At 64.0% G+C, this 15,825-nt stretch carries 14 protein-coding genes; 7 read left to right on the plus strand and 7 right to left on the minus strand.

The window, feature by feature from the left end; all coding sequences use genetic code 11:
• Window positions 1-121 precede the first annotated feature (121 nt).
• Window positions 122-499, plus strand: a complete 378-nt coding sequence (locus tag ACNQOP_RS14365) for a thioredoxin family protein (RefSeq protein WP_211712055.1) — start codon at window positions 122-124, stop codon at window positions 497-499.
• Window positions 500-595: 96 nt separating this feature from the next.
• Here the strand turns inward: ACNQOP_RS14365 and ACNQOP_RS14370 are convergent, their stop codons facing one another.
• Window positions 596-874, minus strand: coding sequence for a putative quinol monooxygenase (locus ACNQOP_RS14370; protein WP_211712056.1), 279 nt, complete (start codon window positions 872-874; stop codon window positions 596-598).
• A gap of 83 nt (window positions 875-957) precedes the next feature.
• On the opposite strand from ACNQOP_RS14370, the gene ACNQOP_RS14375 reads away from it, so the two are divergent.
• Window positions 958-2,634: an AMP-binding protein gene (locus ACNQOP_RS14375; protein WP_416404898.1), complete on the plus strand. Its 1,677-nt coding sequence runs from the start codon at window positions 958-960 to the stop codon at window positions 2,632-2,634.
• On the opposite strand, the gene ACNQOP_RS14380 is transcribed toward ACNQOP_RS14375, so the two are convergent.
• Window positions 2,631-3,602, minus strand: coding sequence for a DNA-3-methyladenine glycosylase family protein (locus ACNQOP_RS14380; RefSeq protein WP_284986428.1), 972 nt, complete (start codon window positions 3,600-3,602; stop codon window positions 2,631-2,633). The two genes, ACNQOP_RS14375 and ACNQOP_RS14380, sit on opposite strands and share 4 nt — an antisense overlap.
• A 141-nt stretch (window positions 3,603-3,743) precedes the next feature.
• On the opposite strand from ACNQOP_RS14380, the gene ACNQOP_RS14385 reads away from it, so the two are divergent.
• The 3 genes from ACNQOP_RS14385 to ACNQOP_RS14395 all read left to right on the plus strand — a co-directional run bounded on the left by ACNQOP_RS14385 (window position 3,744) and on the right by ACNQOP_RS14395 (window position 6,809).
• Complete coding sequence (locus ACNQOP_RS14385; protein WP_235517194.1) at window positions 3,744-4,136, plus strand: VOC family protein; 393 nt, start codon at window positions 3,744-3,746, stop codon at window positions 4,134-4,136.
• A 64-nt stretch (window positions 4,137-4,200) separates the two neighbouring features.
• Window positions 4,201-5,586, plus strand: a complete 1,386-nt coding sequence (locus tag ACNQOP_RS14390; protein WP_416404900.1) for a cystathionine beta-synthase — start codon at window positions 4,201-4,203, stop codon at window positions 5,584-5,586.
• 59 nt (window positions 5,587-5,645) lie between these two features.
• Window positions 5,646-6,809: a cystathionine gamma-synthase gene (locus tag ACNQOP_RS14395; RefSeq protein WP_416404901.1), complete on the plus strand. Its 1,164-nt coding sequence runs from the start codon at window positions 5,646-5,648 to the stop codon at window positions 6,807-6,809.
• Window positions 6,810-6,891: 82 nt separating this feature from the next.
• Here the strand turns inward: ACNQOP_RS14395 and ACNQOP_RS14400 are convergent, their stop codons facing one another.
• Complete coding sequence (locus ACNQOP_RS14400) at window positions 6,892-9,009, minus strand: phosphocholine-specific phospholipase C (RefSeq protein ID WP_416404902.1); 2,118 nt, start codon at window positions 9,007-9,009, stop codon at window positions 6,892-6,894.
• 159 nt (window positions 9,010-9,168) lie between these two features.
• Between ACNQOP_RS14400 and ACNQOP_RS14405 the strand changes: the two genes are divergently transcribed.
• Window positions 9,169-9,699, plus strand: a complete 531-nt coding sequence (locus ACNQOP_RS14405) for a winged helix-turn-helix transcriptional regulator (RefSeq protein ID WP_416404903.1) — start codon at window positions 9,169-9,171, stop codon at window positions 9,697-9,699.
• Entirely contained in the window at window positions 9,696-11,078 is a 1,383-nt protein-coding gene (locus ACNQOP_RS14410) for an MFS transporter (RefSeq protein ID WP_416404904.1), read from the plus strand. Before ACNQOP_RS14405 ends, ACNQOP_RS14410 begins: the two co-directional genes overlap by 4 nt.
• 75 nt (window positions 11,079-11,153) lie before the next feature.
• Here ACNQOP_RS14410 and ACNQOP_RS14415 read toward each other — a convergent pair whose 3' ends face one another.
• The 4 genes from ACNQOP_RS14415 to ACNQOP_RS14430 are packed head-to-tail and all read right to left on the minus strand — an operon-like array spanning window position 11,154 to window position 15,797.
• A complete protein-coding gene (locus ACNQOP_RS14415; protein ID WP_284986434.1) occupies window positions 11,154-12,329 on the minus strand; it encodes an acyl-CoA dehydrogenase family protein in 1,176 nt (391 codons plus the stop codon).
• Window positions 12,330-12,346: 17 nt separating this feature from the next.
• Window positions 12,347-13,873, minus strand: a complete 1,527-nt coding sequence (locus ACNQOP_RS14420; RefSeq protein WP_257370599.1) for an APC family permease — start codon at window positions 13,871-13,873, stop codon at window positions 12,347-12,349.
• Window positions 13,870-15,075, minus strand: a complete 1,206-nt coding sequence (locus ACNQOP_RS14425; RefSeq protein ID WP_284986435.1) for a glutathionylspermidine synthase family protein — start codon at window positions 15,073-15,075, stop codon at window positions 13,870-13,872. Before ACNQOP_RS14425 ends, ACNQOP_RS14420 begins: the two co-directional genes overlap by 4 nt.
• A gap of 2 nt (window positions 15,076-15,077) precedes the next feature.
• A complete protein-coding gene (locus ACNQOP_RS14430; RefSeq protein ID WP_416404906.1) occupies window positions 15,078-15,797 on the minus strand; it encodes a Tat pathway signal protein in 720 nt (239 codons plus the stop codon).
• Between the last annotated feature and the right edge of the window lie 28 nt (window positions 15,798-15,825).

Below are 15,825 nucleotides of genomic sequence, written 5' to 3' on the forward strand. Positions count from 1 at the left end.
TGCGGATTGGTTTTGGCCCGCTAAGCGGACCCCGCAACGGAGGGGACCCCGCCGTTATTCCCTGTGACGCGGGAAGCGAACACCGCGGGACATAGCAGGCAGGGTCGCGTACCGTGGAAACATGGCTACAGTTGACATCACTGGAGAACAGTTCGCATCGACCATCGAGGACAACGATATTGTCTTGGTGGATTTCTGGGCTGCCTGGTGCAGCCCATGCCGCCAGTTTGCTCCAACTTACGGGGCAGCGTCGGAGAAGCACTCTGACGTCGTCTTCGCGAAGGTGGACACCGAAGCCGAGCAGCAGCTCGCCGCCGAAGCCGGAATCACATCCATCCCCACGTTGATGGCCTTCCGCGAGAAGGTTCTGGTCTTCTCCCAGCCCGGCGCCCTCAACGGACCCCAGCTGGAACAGGTCATTGAAGCCGTCAAGGGCCTGGACATGGAAGAAGTCCACGCCCACGTTGCCAAGGCCCGTGCCGAGGCCCAGGAAAGCTAAACCTCTCCGGTGAATTCGCCGGAAACGCACCGAGGTCGCCGGAAAATTCCGGCGACCTCGGTGCTTTAAGGCGTTCTCGTAGCCTCCGGCGAATCCTTAGAGCCTGTCGAGCTTGACGGGCTCGGCAAGCAGGGCGCTCAGCGACTCGTTGAGGTCCTGCACCGCGATGCCCTTGGAGTGCTTCTCGAGGAGTTCCTCGGATTCCCAGCGCTCCGTGAGGACGAGCTTTTCTTCGGTGGCTTCCGTCAGTTCGTAACGGATGCAGCCGGGTTCGTTGACGACCTCATCGATCGCGATTTCCAAAGCGAGCTTCACGCGGAAGAACTCGCCCTCGTTGGGGATAAATGTGGCCTGCAGGTCAATGGGTGCACTCATGGTTCCAACCCTACCGGCAGGACACGGCGGCGCTGGAGGTGATGACGGTTCTGTTGCGGGCACTGTCTTGGTAGCGTTCCGTCATGTTGTCCTACACCGCCGGAGACACTGACGTCCCGCTGCTCGAAGAGACCATTGGTGCCAATTTTGAGCGCATCGCCGCCCGGTTTCCCCTCCGGGACGCCCTGATCGAGGCGGCGCCCACACCGGGAGGGGACGCCCGCCGCTGGAGCTACCAGAAGCTGAACGACGACGTCGACCGCCTCGCCCGCGCGCTGCTGGCCACAGGCGTGGCCAAGGGCGAAAGGGTGGGTATCTGGAGCCCCAACTGCGCCGAGTGGACCATCCTGCAGTACGCCACAGCGAAGATCGGCGCGGTGCTGGTCAACGTCAATCCTGCCTACCGCAGCCATGAGCTGGAGTTCGTGGTGAAGCAGAACGGCATGCGGATGCTGGTGACTGCCCCGTCGGACAAAAACAGCGACTACGTCGGCATGGCGCGTGCTGCGGCTGTCTCCTGTCCCGAGCTTCGCGAGGTGGTGTTCCTCCCAGGTGACCCGGCGAACGGACTCACAGCCGGCGTCCCCGAAGCGGGCCACGAAGTTTCTTACGCCGAGCTGCTGACCCGTGCTGACGGCGTCGGGCCCTCAGCGCTACGCGACCGCATGGCCGGACTGGACCCACACGACGCCATCAACCTGCAGTACACCTCGGGCACCACGGGCTTCCCGAAGGGCGCCACCCTGACCCACCACAACATCCTCAACAACGGGCACTCGATCGGCAGGCTCCTGAACTATACAGAGCATGACCGTGTGGTCATCCCGGTGCCCTTCTATCACTGCTTCGGTATGGTGATCGGCAACCTGAATGCGCTGAGCTTCGGTGCTGCCACTATTATTCCCAGCCGTGGGTTCAGCCCGTCGGCGGCCCTGGAAGCGGTGCAGGACTTCGGCGGGACCTCGCTGTACGGCGTTCCAACCATGTTCATCGCGGAGCTGGCCCTGGAGGATTTCGACTCTTATGATCTCTCGACCTTGAGGACGGGAGTCATGGCCGGATCCCTTTGTCCCATCGAGGTCATGCGGCGGGTCATCGATGAGATGCACATGGTGGATGTGGCCATTTGCTATGGCATGACCGAGACCTCGCCCGTGTCCACCATGACGCGCGCCGGAGATACGTTGGAGCAGCGGACCAGCACCGTGGGACGGACCATGCCGCACCTCGAGAGCCGGATCGTTGACCCTGGAACCGGTGAGGTGGTGGAGCGGGGAGTGATTGGTGAGCTCTGCACCAGGGGCTACGCGGTGATGCAGGGATACTGGGGCCAGCCGGACAAGACCGCCGAGGCCATCGACGCCGAGGGTTGGATGCACACCGGCGACCTCGCCCGCATGGACCAGGACGGCTACCTAGTGATCGAGGGCAGGATCAAGGACATGGTGATCCGCGGTGGTGAAAACATCTACCCGCGTGAAATCGAGGAGTTCCTGTACTTGCACCCGTCCATCCAGGACGTGCAGGTGATCGGCGTCCCCGACGAAAAGTACGGCGAGGAGCTCATGGCCTGCATCATCCTCAAACCCGGAGCCGGTCCGCTGACTGCCGCGGACCTGGCCGAGTACTGCCGGGGCAAACTGGCCCACTACAAGATCCCGCGCTACGTGGATGTCCGCGAGAGCTTCCCCGTGACGGTGTCCGGCAAGGTACGGAAAGTGGACATGCGCCAAGAGGCGGTCTCCCGCCTCCACCTCTAATGGGAGCGGTGGTCCTGCACGGTCATCCGGGGTCCGAACGTGGGCTTCCGGAAGCCACTCAAGTACAGCATCCGGACCACCCGTTGCCGCTGCCCTTGCCAGGGTTTCATCAGCTCGATCATGCCGGCGTCGTCGGTCTTCTGTCCGGTCAGCGCGTACCCGACGTAGGAAGCCAAATGGTAGTCGCCCACGGAAATCGAGTCGGGGCAGCCGTGGGTTCGTTGGACCACCTCGGCGGCCGTCCAGATCCCGATGCCCGGGATGGTCTGCAGCTTGGCTCCGGCTTCCGCTGAGTCCAGTTGCGCGAGACGTTCAAGGGCGACGGCGGACTGCAGCGCCCGCATGACTGTTGCCGAGCGCTGTGGCCCGACTCCGGCTTTGTGCCACTCCCACGATGGAATGGCCAACCACTGCCTGGCAGTTGGGGGAACGAGGAGCCCCGCGGGGGCCATGCCAGGGGCCGGCGTTCCATACCTGTACATCAGGTACCGGTACCCGCGCCGTGCCTCCAAGGTGGTGACCTTCTGCTCCAGGATGGTGGGCACCAATGAGTCAACCATCCGCCCGGTGGAGGGTAGCCGCACAGCCAGGTTCCGGCGTCGTGATTCTGTGACCAGGCGGGGGAGCGTGGCATGGAAGGCTGGTTCGTCGAAAGCGGTCCAGTCATCGTGGGCGCCGAGCAACCTGGGCACCGCGGCCACGGCATCCGCGGCGCCGGGGCCCCACGCCTGGGCATCCACGAAGCAGCCGGCCCCGAGGCCGCCTCCCGAGAGACGCAGCGTAACCGGTCCCGAAGCAGCGGTGAACGCCATCCAGTAACCGGAGGAGTGCGCCGCAAAGGATGGATCAGCATTGCCCCGCATGAGGGGGAACATGGTCTGATCCAAACGGAAGGAACTGCCGGGATGCCACCTGATGGCTGCATCTGCCGCGGCCGCAATGCGTGGCGGGGCTTCTGCGATGGTCATGTTTTCATGGTCCCACGCCCGGCTGACAATCCCATTAATAGCCCTTACGGCAGCGGCCGCCCGGGTCTAGACTCCCTGATGTGGCACGGGTGGGCCGCGCCGCATCCCAGGAAAGACTTCCAGGAACAAGGAGCGCCAACCATGGCCGCAATAGTGCATTTCGAGATCCCCACGGATGACAAAGAACGGGCAAACACCTTTTACCAGAGTGCTTTCGGCTGGAACCTCAGCCCCATGCAGGGGATGGACTACACCATCGCCATGACCACCCCATCCGACGAGAAGACCGGTGCCCCCAAGGAGCCAGGTGCCATCAACGGTGCCCTGTTTCCCCGGACGGAGGCGCTGAGGACTCCCATCCTGACCATCGACGTCGATGACATCGGCGCGGCCCTTGCGCAGGTGGAGTCGGCCGGAGGCAGTGTGGTTCAAGGGAAAGACGCGGTACCAACCATGGGCTGGTACGCCTACTTCAAGGACACCGAAGGAAACATCATGGGCCTCTGGCAAACGGATCCGGGGGCGGGTAGCTAGTCGGCGGTGGCGGCCCACATGTCTGAGGCAGGGCTGGGCGCAGGCAAGCGGTAGCTTTGTATCTATGAAGTACGCCCAGTCCGTGTTGGACCTCATCGGCAATACGCCGCTCATCAAGCTCAACCACGTCACCGACGGCATCAAAGCCACCGTCCTGGTCAAGCTCGAATACATCAATCCCGGCGGGTCCATCAAGGACCGGATCGCCGTGAAGATGATCGAAGATGCCGAGAAGGATGGCCGGCTCAAGCCGGGCGGAACCATCGTTGAGCCGACGTCGGGCAACACAGGCGTGGGTTTGGCGCTCGTGGCCCAGCAAAAGGGCTACAAGTGCATCTTCGTGGTGCCGGACAAGGTGGGAGAGGACAAGCGTGCGGTCCTGAAGGCGTATGGCGCTGACGTGGTGGTGACGCCCACTTCCGTTGCTCCCGAAAGCCCGCAAAGCTACTACGGCGTGTCCGACCGCCTGGTCAAGGAGATCCCGGGCGCCTTCAAGCCTGACCAGTTCTCCAATCCTGCCGCTCCCGGCAGCCACTTCGAATCCACCGGCCCGGAGATCTGGAACGACACCGACGGCAAGGTCACGCACGTGGTGATCGGCGCCGGTACCGGCGGCACCATCACCGGCACCGGGCGGTATCTCAAGCAGGTATCAGCCGACCGGGCAGAGTCCGACGGCGGCCCGGTCAAGGTCATCGGGGCGGATCCGGAAGGTTCGGTCTACTCCGGCGGCACCGGCAGGCCCTACTTCGTTGAGGGTGTGGGCGAGGACATGTGGCCGGCCAACTACGATCCCGCCGTCCCGGACCGGGTCATCGCCGTCTCGGATGCCGACTCGTTCTCGATGACGCGCCGCCTTGCCCGCGAAGAGGGCCTTCTGGTGGGCGGCTCGTCCGGCATGGCAGTGGTCGCGGCCCTCGAGGCGGCCAAGGACCTGGACGAATCGGCCGTGGTTGTGGTGATCCTTCCGGACTCCGGCCGTGGATACCTTGCCAAGATCTTCAACGACCAGTGGATGCGCTCCTACGGCTTCCTTTCCGGCGGTGAGGAAGCGTCGGTGGGTGAAGTCCTGAAGTCCAAGACCGGCGAGATGCCGGACCTGGTGCATATCCACCCGAACGAAACCGTCCGCGACGTCATCAACATCATGAACGAGTTTGGTGTCTCCCACATCCCGGTCCTCTCGCAGGAACCGCCCGTGGTCATGGGCGAGGTCCTGGGTGCCGTGGACGAACGCAGCCTCACCAGCAAGCTGTTCCGTGGCGAAGCCAAGCTGGCGGACAAGATCTCCGAACATATGGGCGACCGCCTCCCGGTGATCGGCTCGCTGGAAACCATTTCCGCCGCCCGTGAGCTGCTGTCCGACGTCGATACCGTCATGGTGACCTTCGCGGGGGCCCCGGTGGGCATCCTGACCCGTCACGACCTTTTGGCGTACCTGAGCAACTAAGCGTGCGCCCGATCCACCCGCTGAACGAACAAACCTTCAAGAAACAAAGAGGTGCTTCCATGACTGCCAACAACAACGCCGGATTCAACACGCGAGCCGTTCATGCGGGACAGGCTTTCGAGCCCCGGACCGGGGCAGTTGTTCCGCCGCTGCATTTCAGCACCACCTACGCGCAGGACGGCATTGGCAACCTGCGGTCCGGCTACGAGTATGGCCGCGGTGGCAACCCAACACGTGACGCACTGCAGGAACAGCTGGCCGCCCTGGAAGGTGGATCGGCCGCGTTTTCCTTCGGCTCCGGGCTCGCCGCCGAAGACTCGCTGATCCGCGCGCTGGCCCGCCCGGGCGACCACATCGTGCTCGGCAACGATGCGTACGGTGGCACCTACCGGCTCATCAACCGTGTCCTGGGGGATTGGGGCATTGGGAACACTCCCGTGGATATGTCCGACCTCGATGCCGTTGCCGCGGCAGTCAGGGCCAACAAGACACGTATTGTTTGGGTCGAAACGCCGTCGAACCCGATGATGAAAATCACCGACATCGAGGCGCTCGCCGCTGTAGCGCACGACGCCGGGGCCCTCCTGGTGGTCGACAACACCTTCGCGTCTCCCTACTTGCAGACCCCGCTCGCCTTGGGCGCCGACGTCGTGGTCCACTCGACCACCAAGTACATCGGCGGGCACTCCGACGTTGTGGGTGGTGCCCTTGTGGTCAATGACGCGGAGCTGGCTGAGAAGATCGGCTTTATCCAGTTTGCAGTGGGTGCCGTTTCCGGTCCCATGGACGCGTTCCTGACGACCCGTGGCTTGAAGACACTGGGCGTCCGCATGGATCGCCACAGCGAGAACGGCCAGGCCGTTGCTGAATGGCTGCTGCAGCGTCCCGAGGTGGAAGCGGTGCTTTACCCGGGCCTCCCGGACCACCCCGGCCACGATCTCGCCGCGAAGCAGATGAAGAAGTTCGGTGGCATGGTCTCCGTCCAGTTCAAGGGCGGCGAAGCAGCGGCCCGGACCGTTGCCGAGAACACCACTGTGTTCACGCTCGCGGAATCATTGGGTGGCATCGAGTCGCTTATGAACTACCCCTCGGAAATGACCCACGCATCGGTCAAGGGCACAGAACTGGCAGTCCCCGTGAACCTCCTGCGCCTGTCCTGTGGCATCGAGGAAGCAGCGGACCTGATTGCGGACCTCGAGCAGGCTTTCGCCAAGATCGGCTAACGATCGCGTGAACCCGCTCTTGTCCGTCACACCCACCCTTCTACGGTGGGCGTGACGGACAGAGGCGGGAACGGGGAACTCGCTAGCCCGAGATGCCCTGTTGCCCGTCTTCCTCACGGCCGGTCAGCCGACGCCTGAAGGATCCGTCCTCCGCGGCGGTGACCTGGACGTCGTACCAGCCGTTTGCAGTGTCCCAGCCGATCTTCCTGCTCTGGCCCGGCTTGAGCTTCACCGTTTCCTTGCCGGCTGCGTATTGCAACGACTCCAGTGAAACCGTCACGGTCGCATTGCCCGCGTTGCGCACTTCGATTTCCACGGCTTTCTTGCCGCGGCGCCCCGTGACGGCGACGTCGACGCCGGAGGCGGCACCCGCCGTCGTGCCTTTCAGTTCGTACTGGTAGCGGTTGGGCCCGGTGACAACGACGTCGAACGTTCCCGTGGCCAGCGGGAGTTCAACGGTCCGGCTGCCCGTGACATCCGCGTGCAGGGGTTCGGAGACTTCGCCCGCGTAGCCGTAGACGGTGAAATGGGTGGAGCGCGACCCGCTGTTCGCAAGGGCCAGGTTGATCTTCCCTTGCTGGACCGTGGCGGAAACCCGCGGCCGATACGGCAGCGGCCGGGCAGGCCGGGTGCCCGTTTCCTGGATCGGGGCAACCTGGACGGCAGGGGGATTCGGGTGCCAGCGGCTGATCTTGGCGGGCACCGGGGCGGGGTGGTCGAGGGTTGGGGGCGTGCCCGGGGAATCGAAGTTGAAGACACCGGTGAGGTCGCCGCAGACCTCGCGCCGCCATGGCGAGATGTTGGGTTCCTCGACGCCGGTCCATAGCTCCAGGAATCTCAGGACGGACGTGTGGTCGAAGACCTCGGAGCTGACGACGCCGCCAATCGTCCAGGGGGAGACCACGGTCATGGGGACGCGCGGGCCCAGGCCGATAGGCCGTGCCGTGGTCCAGTCCGTGGATTCCCCGGAGGCCGGGCGCGGCTGGACCGGCGGCGGAACGTGGTCGAAGTAGCCGTCGTTCTCATCGAAGTTCAGGAAAATGGCCGTGCTGTCCCATGTCGCGGGATCGCTGGCAATGGTATCCAGCAGGCGGTACACGAAGTTGGCACTGCCCACGGGCGTGGAAGCTCCGGGGTGTTCGGAATCCGCCGCCGACGGAACGAGCCAGCTGACCTGTGGCAAAGTGCCGTTGGCGATGTCGGTGCTGAGGCGTTCAAGGAGGGTATTGGGGCGCCCCCTCCACATGGCTTTGTCGAACAGCGACCTTTCGGCATCGGTCAGTGTGCTCCGGCCCGCTTCCAATTGGGCGAGGAGACGATCCTGCTCTGCAGGGTCCTTGCCGGCGAGGCTGTCGTAGAACTCTTCGGTGGTGCGCAGCTTGCCGTCTACGGAGGCCAGCATCTTCCTGCCAATTGCCTTGAATGTCTGGAAGTACTCCACGGCGTTGTCCGTGAAGTTGTCCCAGTCCTGGTAGATCCGCCACGGGATACCGGCCTGCTCCAGCCGCTCGGGGTAGGTGGTCCAGTCGTAGCCGCCGTGGTCGTAGCCGTAGGCTGCGTTGGTGACGGCCCTCTTGCTGCTCCCGGGTTCGTTGCCCGTGGTGCCGCTCCAAAGGTAGGTGCGGTTCGGGTTGGTGGAGCCGTTGACGGAGCAGTGGTAGGCATCGCAGATGGTGAAGGTGTCAGCGAGTTCGTACTGCAGCGGGATGTCCTGGCGCTCGTAGAACGTCATGGTGGAGGCGCTTTTGGCGGGAATCCATTTGTCACACCAGCCGTTGTTCCAGGCCGTGGTGGTGCCGGCGAAGGAGTGGTCCAGGTCGCCAAGGTATTGGATGTCCGAGCCTGGCCGTCCGGCGAGTTCGGCGGCCTTGCGGAGGGAGAAGGGCAACACCGTCTCCCCCGTGGCGCGGGGCTGTTCGAACACGGACTTGCCGTTGGGCAGACGGGTGACGGACTTGTCGGCGTAGCCGCGGACGCCGCGAAGGGCACCAAAGTAGTGATCGAAGGAACGGTTTTCCTGCATCAGCACGATCACATGCTTGATGGACTGGAGGTTTCCTGGTGGAACGGGTTTGGCCATCGCCGCCTGGACGGAGGGAGGCAGCAGGGATCCGGTCGCGGCCAGTGCCGTGGCTGCGGCAGCGGTGCCGAGGAAGCCACGACGGGACAGTCCGGCTGAGCCGTTGGTTGAACGTTTCACCAAATCAGGAGAGTGCGAGGACATCAAGGGGCCTTTCATGGTCAGGGTTGACCACGCCAGCTTAGGCACTCCAGGTGAACCGATGATGAAACCGCGGCAAACCACCGGGGCGTGCCGGGACTCTGGCTTTCTTTAGAGAAGTCAGCTACTTTGGTGCACATGCCCCTCCGATCTGACTGGTCCGCCCGCACGTGCAGCCTCGCCCGCGGCCTGGATGTCCTCGGCGACCCATGGGGAAGCCTGGTCCTCCGCGAAATCTTCTTTGGAAACGGCCGCTTCGACGCCATCAAACGGCGGCTCGAGGTGGCAGACAATGTCCTGAGCAAACGCCTGGCCTGGTTGGTTGAATCCGGCTTGCTCGTCCAACGCCCGTACCAGGACGGAGCACGTACCCGCCAGGAATACGTCCTCACTCCCAAAGGCGAGGACGCGCTGCCTGTCCTGAACGCCATCATCATCTGGGCCGAAAAGCACCTGGACGCCCCGAACGAGGTCTCCCATATGCGGGTCATCCATACCGACTGTGGGCAAGCGACATCGTCGGCTGACACCTGCGCGCATTGCGGCGTCGCACTGACTGCCGCCAACACCAGCTGGCACAGTTACAAGCGGAGCGACCATCCCCTTCCCCTCGCCGTGGCACCCCGCGAAAACCACGCGCCCGTCCCCACATCGGAGATTCCCGCATGACCGCTCCCGACCTCACAGGAACCCCCGCCGGAACAAAAGGCGCTCCCTCGGGCAAACGACGACGCCTGCATCCTGCCTGGATCGTTGCCGCGGTAGCCTTCCTGGCGCTTGTTGGCGCGGCAGGGTTCCGGGCGGCACCAGGCGTGCTCATGGTCCCCCTTCAGCATGAGTTCGGCTGGTCAACCACGGTGCTGTCCCTGGCCGTCAGCATCAACCTGGTCCTGTTCGGGTTGACCGCGCCCTTCGCTGCTGCGTTGATGGAACGGTTCGGCATCCGCAAAGTCACCTCGCTTGCCTTGTGCCTGATCGGTTTGGGCTCGGCACTGACGGTCTTCGTTAACCAGTCCTGGCAAATCCTGCTCACGTGGGGCGTGCTGATCGGGCTCGGCACGGGATCCATGGCATTGGTCTTCGCCGCGACAATTGCCAACACCTGGTTTGCAAAGAACCGTGGCCTGGTCATCGGGATCCTCACCGCGGGAAGCGCAGCCGGACAGCTGGTCTTCCTGCCATTCATCGCAGCGCTCGCGCAGAACCCCGGGTGGAGGGGTGCTTCCCTGCTCATTGCCGCGGGTGCCCTCGCAGTGGTTCCGCTGGTGCTGCGCTGGTTGCGGAACTCACCGGCCGACGTCGGGGTTTTGCCTTATGGGGCAGAAGAACCCAATGCGGAAGCCGCCGAAGCCGGTACCACGCCGCCGCTGTCAGGCGGAGCCGGCGCTGGGGTTCCGTCGCCGGCAACGTCCGACTCCGCCAACGCTGCCGTGCGTGCCCTGCAGGTCCTCAAGCGTGCCAGTAAAGTCCGTACCTTCTGGGCGCTGGCGGCCGGGTTCGCTATCTGTGGAGCCACCACCAACGGGCTTATCGGCACACACTTCATTCCCTCGGCCCACGATCACGGCATGCCGGAAACCACAGCGGCGGGCCTGTTGGCCGTCGTCGGAATTTTCGACATCGTGGGGACTATCGCATCCGGCTGGCTCACCGACCGGTTCAACCCCAAGGTCCTGCTGGCCGTGTACTACCAATTCCGCGGGATCGGCCTGCTGGTTCTACCGTTGCTGCTGGGCTCATCGGTGGAGCCGAGCATGATCATCTTCGTGGTGGTCTATGGGCTCGACTGGGTTGCCACGGTGCCTCCCACAGCAGCGATTTGCCGGTCAGTGTTCGGCGCTGACGGCTCTGTGGTGTTCGGCTGGGTATTCGCCGCCCATCAGCTCGGTGCCGCTGCCGCAGCACTGGCAGCCGGGTTCATACGCGATGCCACGGGACACTACAACTACGCGTGGCTCGGTGCAGCCGCCATGTGCACCGTGGCGGCCGTCATCAGCGCCACCATCCGAAAGGACGCCGCCAAGAAAGTACCAGTCGCGGTGGCTTGATGGCGTTTGTTGGGCCCGCTCTGCACAGTATTCCGGCCGGGGAAAGCGTAGAGCGGGCCTCGCAACTCGGGACGGTCAGCCGCGGAATGCCCCGATCCCGGTGATGTGCTGCCCCAGGATGAGGGTGTGGACCTCGTCCGTGCCCTCGTAGGTCCGAACAGATTCCAGGTTGTTGGCGTGGCGCAAAGGGGAGTAGTCCAGCGTGACGCCGTTCCCGCCCAGGATGGTCCGTGCCTCCCGGGCGATCTTGATGGCCTCACGGACGTTGTTGAGCTTTCCGAGCGAAATTTGCTGCGGCTGCAGGTGACCGGCGTCCTTCAAACGGCCCAGGTGGAGGGCCAGGAGGGTGCCCTTCTGGATCTCCACCAGCATGTTGACCAGTTTTTCCTGCGTCATTTGGTATCCGGCCAAGGGGCGGCCAAACTGCAAACGTTCGCCCGCGTAGTCCAGGGCTGCCTCGTAGGAATCCCGTGCTGCACCCATCGCGCCCCACGCGATTCCGTAACGTGCCTCGTTCAGGCAAGTGAACGGCCCCCGCAAACCCGCAGCGCCCGGGAGGATCGCGTCCGCTCCCAGTCCGACGGCGTCGAACGTCACATCGCACTGGATCGAGGCGCGCATCGACAGCTTTGGTTCGATCGGCGTAGCGGTCACTCCCGGGGTTCCCGCCGGGACCAGGAAACCGCGGATGCCGTCCTCGGTGTTGGCCCACACCACCATGACGTCGGCGATCGAGGCGAGGCCGATCCAACGCTTGGCTCCGTCCAGGACCCAACCGTCGGCGGTCCGTCGGGCAAACGTGGTCATGGACGACGGGTCCGAACCCGCCGTCGGCTCCGTCAGGGCGAAACAGCCGATCAGCTCGCCCGCCGCCATCCGTGGAAGCCATCGCTCTTTCTGCTCCTCGGAACCCCACTTATGGATGGCAGTCATGGCGAGGGAGCCCTGCACCGAGACAAAGGTGCGGATCCCTGAATCGCCGGCTTCCAGTTCCATCGCTGCCAAGCCATATTCGACCCCGGTCCGGCCAGGGCATCCATACCCCTCCAAGTGCATTCCCAGCACCCCAAGCTCACCCAGTTCAGGGGCAATTTCCCGGGGAAAGACGGCGTCCTCATACCAGCGGGCGATGTTCGGCCTGATCCGCTGCGCTGTGTAGTCCCGCACCCTGTCACGGAGGGCTACCTCGTCCGCCGTCAACAAGGAATCAAGCGCCAGGATGTCGGACGGGTTCGTCGTTGAATCGCTCATTCCAGCATCCTAGGCGGCTACTCGCCGCGGACGATCCCAGCCTCGGCACGTTCGCCCGTGAAATACCCGCGGGTGGACGGCGCGAACCTGCACACAACGGCCAGCACCACGCCGAGGGCCAGGAGCAGTACGCCGCTGACGAACGCGCCACCGATGCCGAATATCTGGGTGTCGCCGTACGACGGATCCCACATCTGCACGGCCGAGATGAAGAACGCAGCGGTCAGGGACAGCGCGCCGAGCAACGGCAGGATGCCACGGAACCACAGGTTGCGGGCTGAGTCGCGCAGCGTGGAACGGAAGAACCAGATGCAGGAGAACCCGGTCAAGGCGTAGTAGAACGCGATGAAAAGGCTGATGGCGCTGATGGAATCGGAGAGCAGGTTCTGGCTGAGGAAGCTCATGGCCACGTAATAGACAACGGCCACCACGCCCATGACCTGCGTGGAGAACCCCGGCGTCTGGAAACGCTCGTGGATCTTGCCGAAACGCGGAGGGAGGGCTCCGTGGACACCCATGGACAGGGTTCCGCGGGCAGTCGGAAGGATGGTGGTCTGGGTGGAGGACAGGACGGAGGCCAGCACGGCAACAACGATCAACCAACCCCAGGGGCCCAGCACAACGTCCTTCATGGCCAGGAAGACGTCATCCTGGTTGGCTTCATTGCCCAGCCCGATGCCGTCCGTGCCGATCGTGGCGTACATCATGACCAGCAGCGCCACGGAAACGTAGATGGCCAGGAGGACGGTGGCTGAAATGACGGCCCCGCGGCCCGGGGTCTTCGCCGGGTTCTCGGTTTCTTCGTTGAGCGCCAGGCACGTGTCCCAGCCCCAATAAATGAACAGCGCCAGGAGAGCCCCGTGCACCACGGCGCCTGGATCCGCGAAGGCCCCGGCGGGGTTGAACCATTCGATGTCGAACGGCTGCCCCTCAGGCGCGCCGCCGGTGATCCTGAAAACGATGGCCACGGCGAAAATGCCCAAGGAAATGTACTGGATGTACGTCAGGGTGCGCTGGACGTGCTCGCCAAGCCGGATCCCGCGATGGTTTACGTACGTCATGAACACAATGAAAAGGACTCCCGTGGCCGTCACCAACCAGGTGTTGTCCGCCAAGGAACCGTCGCCGACCAGCAGCCAGAGATACTTGCCGGCGATTTGGGCCAGGTTGGCCAACACCACGATCCCGGCGAGGGCAACCCCCCAGCCACCAAGCCATCCAGCCCACGGGCCAAAGGCCTTGCGGGCCCAAAAGAACGTGGTGCCGCAGTCGGGCATGGCGCTGTTGAGTTCCCGGAAGGCATAGGCAATGAACAGCACCGGGATGAAGCCGAGGACCAGGATCAGTGGAGTGTAGTTGCCGTTGACAGCCACAATGAGGCCGAGAGTTGCGGCCAGCGAATACACGGGCGCGGTGGAGGCCAGGCCCAGCATGACGGAGTCGCCCAGGTCCAGGATGCCGGCGCGGAGGCCTTTGGAAGGCACGACGGCGGAACGGTCGCCGCCCGCCGCGCCGCCACCCGGCGTCGTAATTTCAGTGCTCATAGGGCAGCTCCGTAGGAAGTAGCAGGGGGCGCCACAGGCGCCGGGGCATCGATGGTGTTGGGCACGAAGCGGCAGAAGTAGTCCGTAATGGGGCCGTCCGATTCGCGGATACCGCAGCCCACGGATTCACCATCCACTACCCACAGGCCCAGGACTGGGTGGTTGCCGTCGAAGTCCGGAAGGGAGTGGTACTGCTGGAAGCACCAGCCTTCACGGCCGTAACCGCCGGGCTGCTGTATGTCGATGCCGGGGGCGTGGATGCGGATGTTGTCGCCCTCACGTCCATGCAACGGCTTGGCCACCCATTCCTTGAGCGGACCCGGGTCTCCCAGGTACGCGGGCAGCAGGTTCTCATGGTTGGGGTAGAGGTGCCACAACGCTGCGAGCAGGGCTTTGTTGGACAGCAGCATCTTCCAGGCAGGCTCAACCCAGCGTGGGTTGTGGGCACGCTGCAGCAGCCTTTGCCCAAAAGGCTCCTTCATCATGAGTTCCCACGGGTACAGCTTGAACATGGTGCTGATCATGAAGTTGTCCAGGTCCACGAAGCGGTTGAGGTTCGGGTCCCAGCCGATATCGGACATGTTGATGCCGATGGTGGTCCACCCGCCTTGGCTCGCGACGTCCCGCATGTAGGCAGCCGTCATCCAGTCTTCGCCTGACTCCTCAGCCTCGGAGTGGGCCACGTGCAGGGTGCTCATGCCGGTGCGGAACTGCAGCTTCTTCCACTGCCGGATCAGGGCCTCATGGATGCCGTTCCACTGGTCCTTTTCCGGGAAGACGTCCTGAAGCCAGAACCACTGGGCCACCGAAGCTTCGATCAACCCTGTGGGGGTATCGGCGTTGTACTCCAGCATCTTCGCTGGACCGCCCTTGCCGTCATAGATGAAGTCGAAGCGGCCATAGATGTCCATGTCCGCAGCCAGCAGGGAGTCACTGGCAAGCTCCAGCGCCTGTGGCCCGATCCCGATGTCGCCCATGGCACCGGTAGCGAGGTATTTCGCCGCTTCCAAGCACATGATGTGCATGTCCTCGGCGGTCTTTTCCAGCGTTTCCACCTCGTCCATGGTGAATTCGTAGTAGGCCGATTCGTTCCAGTATTCGATCTTGCGGCCATCGGGCATGGTGGTGGTGGAAAAAACCAGGCCCTGTTCTTCGATCTTCTTCTTCCAGTCCGGCCTCGGCACGGAGGGCAGTCGACGCATCCCTAGCCTCCCGAGCTTCCGCCGCTTTTGGAACTGCTGCCAAAGCCACCACGGCTGACTGTGCCGCCCTTGGTGCTGTACCCGGTGGAGGACTTGGCACCGGACGGCACGTTCTTGGTGTAACTCGGGTAGGCCGACCTGTTCTGCCCGACAGCCGGGACACTGGCGCCCCGCGAGTAGAAGTACCAGGCGTAGACGCCCGAGCTGCGGCCCGCCGAGCTGCTGTTGTCGCACTGGTTGTCGTCGACGCGCTCGCCGGTTTCCTCGTTGAAGCAGACCTGGGCGTAGTCGGCTTCCTGCTCGTTGCTGGCCACGATCGCGGTGATGGTTCCAGCCAGCAAGGCAGTCACGCCCAGGCCCACCACGACGGTCCGGCGCTGCGAGCGCTTCTTCCTCTTGGCTGCTTCCGCTGCGCCACGTTCGCGTTCCTTGGCGAAAGGATCAATGACGGGCAGGGGCTGGCCGGGCTCAGGAGTTCCTGCCTGGCCCGGGGATGCCCCAGCGGGTACGGTGCGCTTCTTGCCTTTGCTGGCGGCGCGGGTCTTGCCTTGCTGTTCCTGGGCCGGTTCTTCCACGGGCGCGAACAGTTCGGGGTGGAGTTCGGGTTTGGGCACCTGCCAGGGCGGGGGCTTGGGCGGATTGTTGCCCGCTGCGAAATCGGGGTTGCTGTCCCCGCCGTTGCCGTTGGTGCCGGCAGCGTCAGGGTTGTCTTTCGGGCCCATGCGTATCCCCCTGGATAGACCGTGGAAG

It is taken from the genome of Arthrobacter sp. LFS091 (genome assembly GCF_047977885.1).
Taxonomy (GTDB): Bacteria; Actinomycetota; Actinomycetes; order Actinomycetales; family Micrococcaceae; genus Arthrobacter.

Bases quoted from the DNA above. Each gene is read 5' to 3' on its own strand.
- ACNQOP_RS14410 (WP_416404904.1), top strand. From the start codon at position 9,696: ATGACCGCTCCCGACCTCACAGGAACCCCCGCCGGAACAAAAGGCGCT.
- ACNQOP_RS14375 (WP_416404898.1), top strand. From the start codon at position 958: ATGTTGTCCTACACCGCCGGAGACACTGACGTCCCGCTGCTCGAAGAG.
- ACNQOP_RS14430 (WP_416404906.1), bottom strand. From the start codon at position 15,797: ATGGGCCCGAAAGACAACCCTGACGCTGCCGGCACCAACGGCAACGGC.
- ACNQOP_RS14395 (WP_416404901.1), top strand. From the start codon at position 5,646: ATGACTGCCAACAACAACGCCGGATTCAACACGCGAGCCGTTCATGCG.
- ACNQOP_RS14415 (WP_284986434.1), bottom strand. From the start codon at position 12,329: ATGAGCGATTCAACGACGAACCCGTCCGACATCCTGGCGCTTGATTCC.
- ACNQOP_RS14380 (WP_284986428.1), bottom strand. From the start codon at position 3,602: ATGACCATCGCAGAAGCCCCGCCACGCATTGCGGCCGCGGCAGATGCA.
- ACNQOP_RS14420 (WP_257370599.1), bottom strand. From the start codon at position 13,873: ATGAGCACTGAAATTACGACGCCGGGTGGCGGCGCGGCGGGCGGCGAC.
- ACNQOP_RS14370 (WP_211712056.1), bottom strand. From the start codon at position 874: ATGAGTGCACCCATTGACCTGCAGGCCACATTTATCCCCAACGAGGGC.
- ACNQOP_RS14385 (WP_235517194.1), top strand. From the start codon at position 3,744: ATGGCCGCAATAGTGCATTTCGAGATCCCCACGGATGACAAAGAACGG.
- ACNQOP_RS14365 (WP_211712055.1), top strand. From the start codon at position 122: ATGGCTACAGTTGACATCACTGGAGAACAGTTCGCATCGACCATCGAG.
- ACNQOP_RS14405 (WP_416404903.1), top strand. From the start codon at position 9,169: ATGCCCCTCCGATCTGACTGGTCCGCCCGCACGTGCAGCCTCGCCCGC.
- ACNQOP_RS14390 (WP_416404900.1), top strand. From the start codon at position 4,201: ATGAAGTACGCCCAGTCCGTGTTGGACCTCATCGGCAATACGCCGCTC.
- ACNQOP_RS14425 (WP_284986435.1), bottom strand. From the start codon at position 15,075: ATGCGTCGACTGCCCTCCGTGCCGAGGCCGGACTGGAAGAAGAAGATC.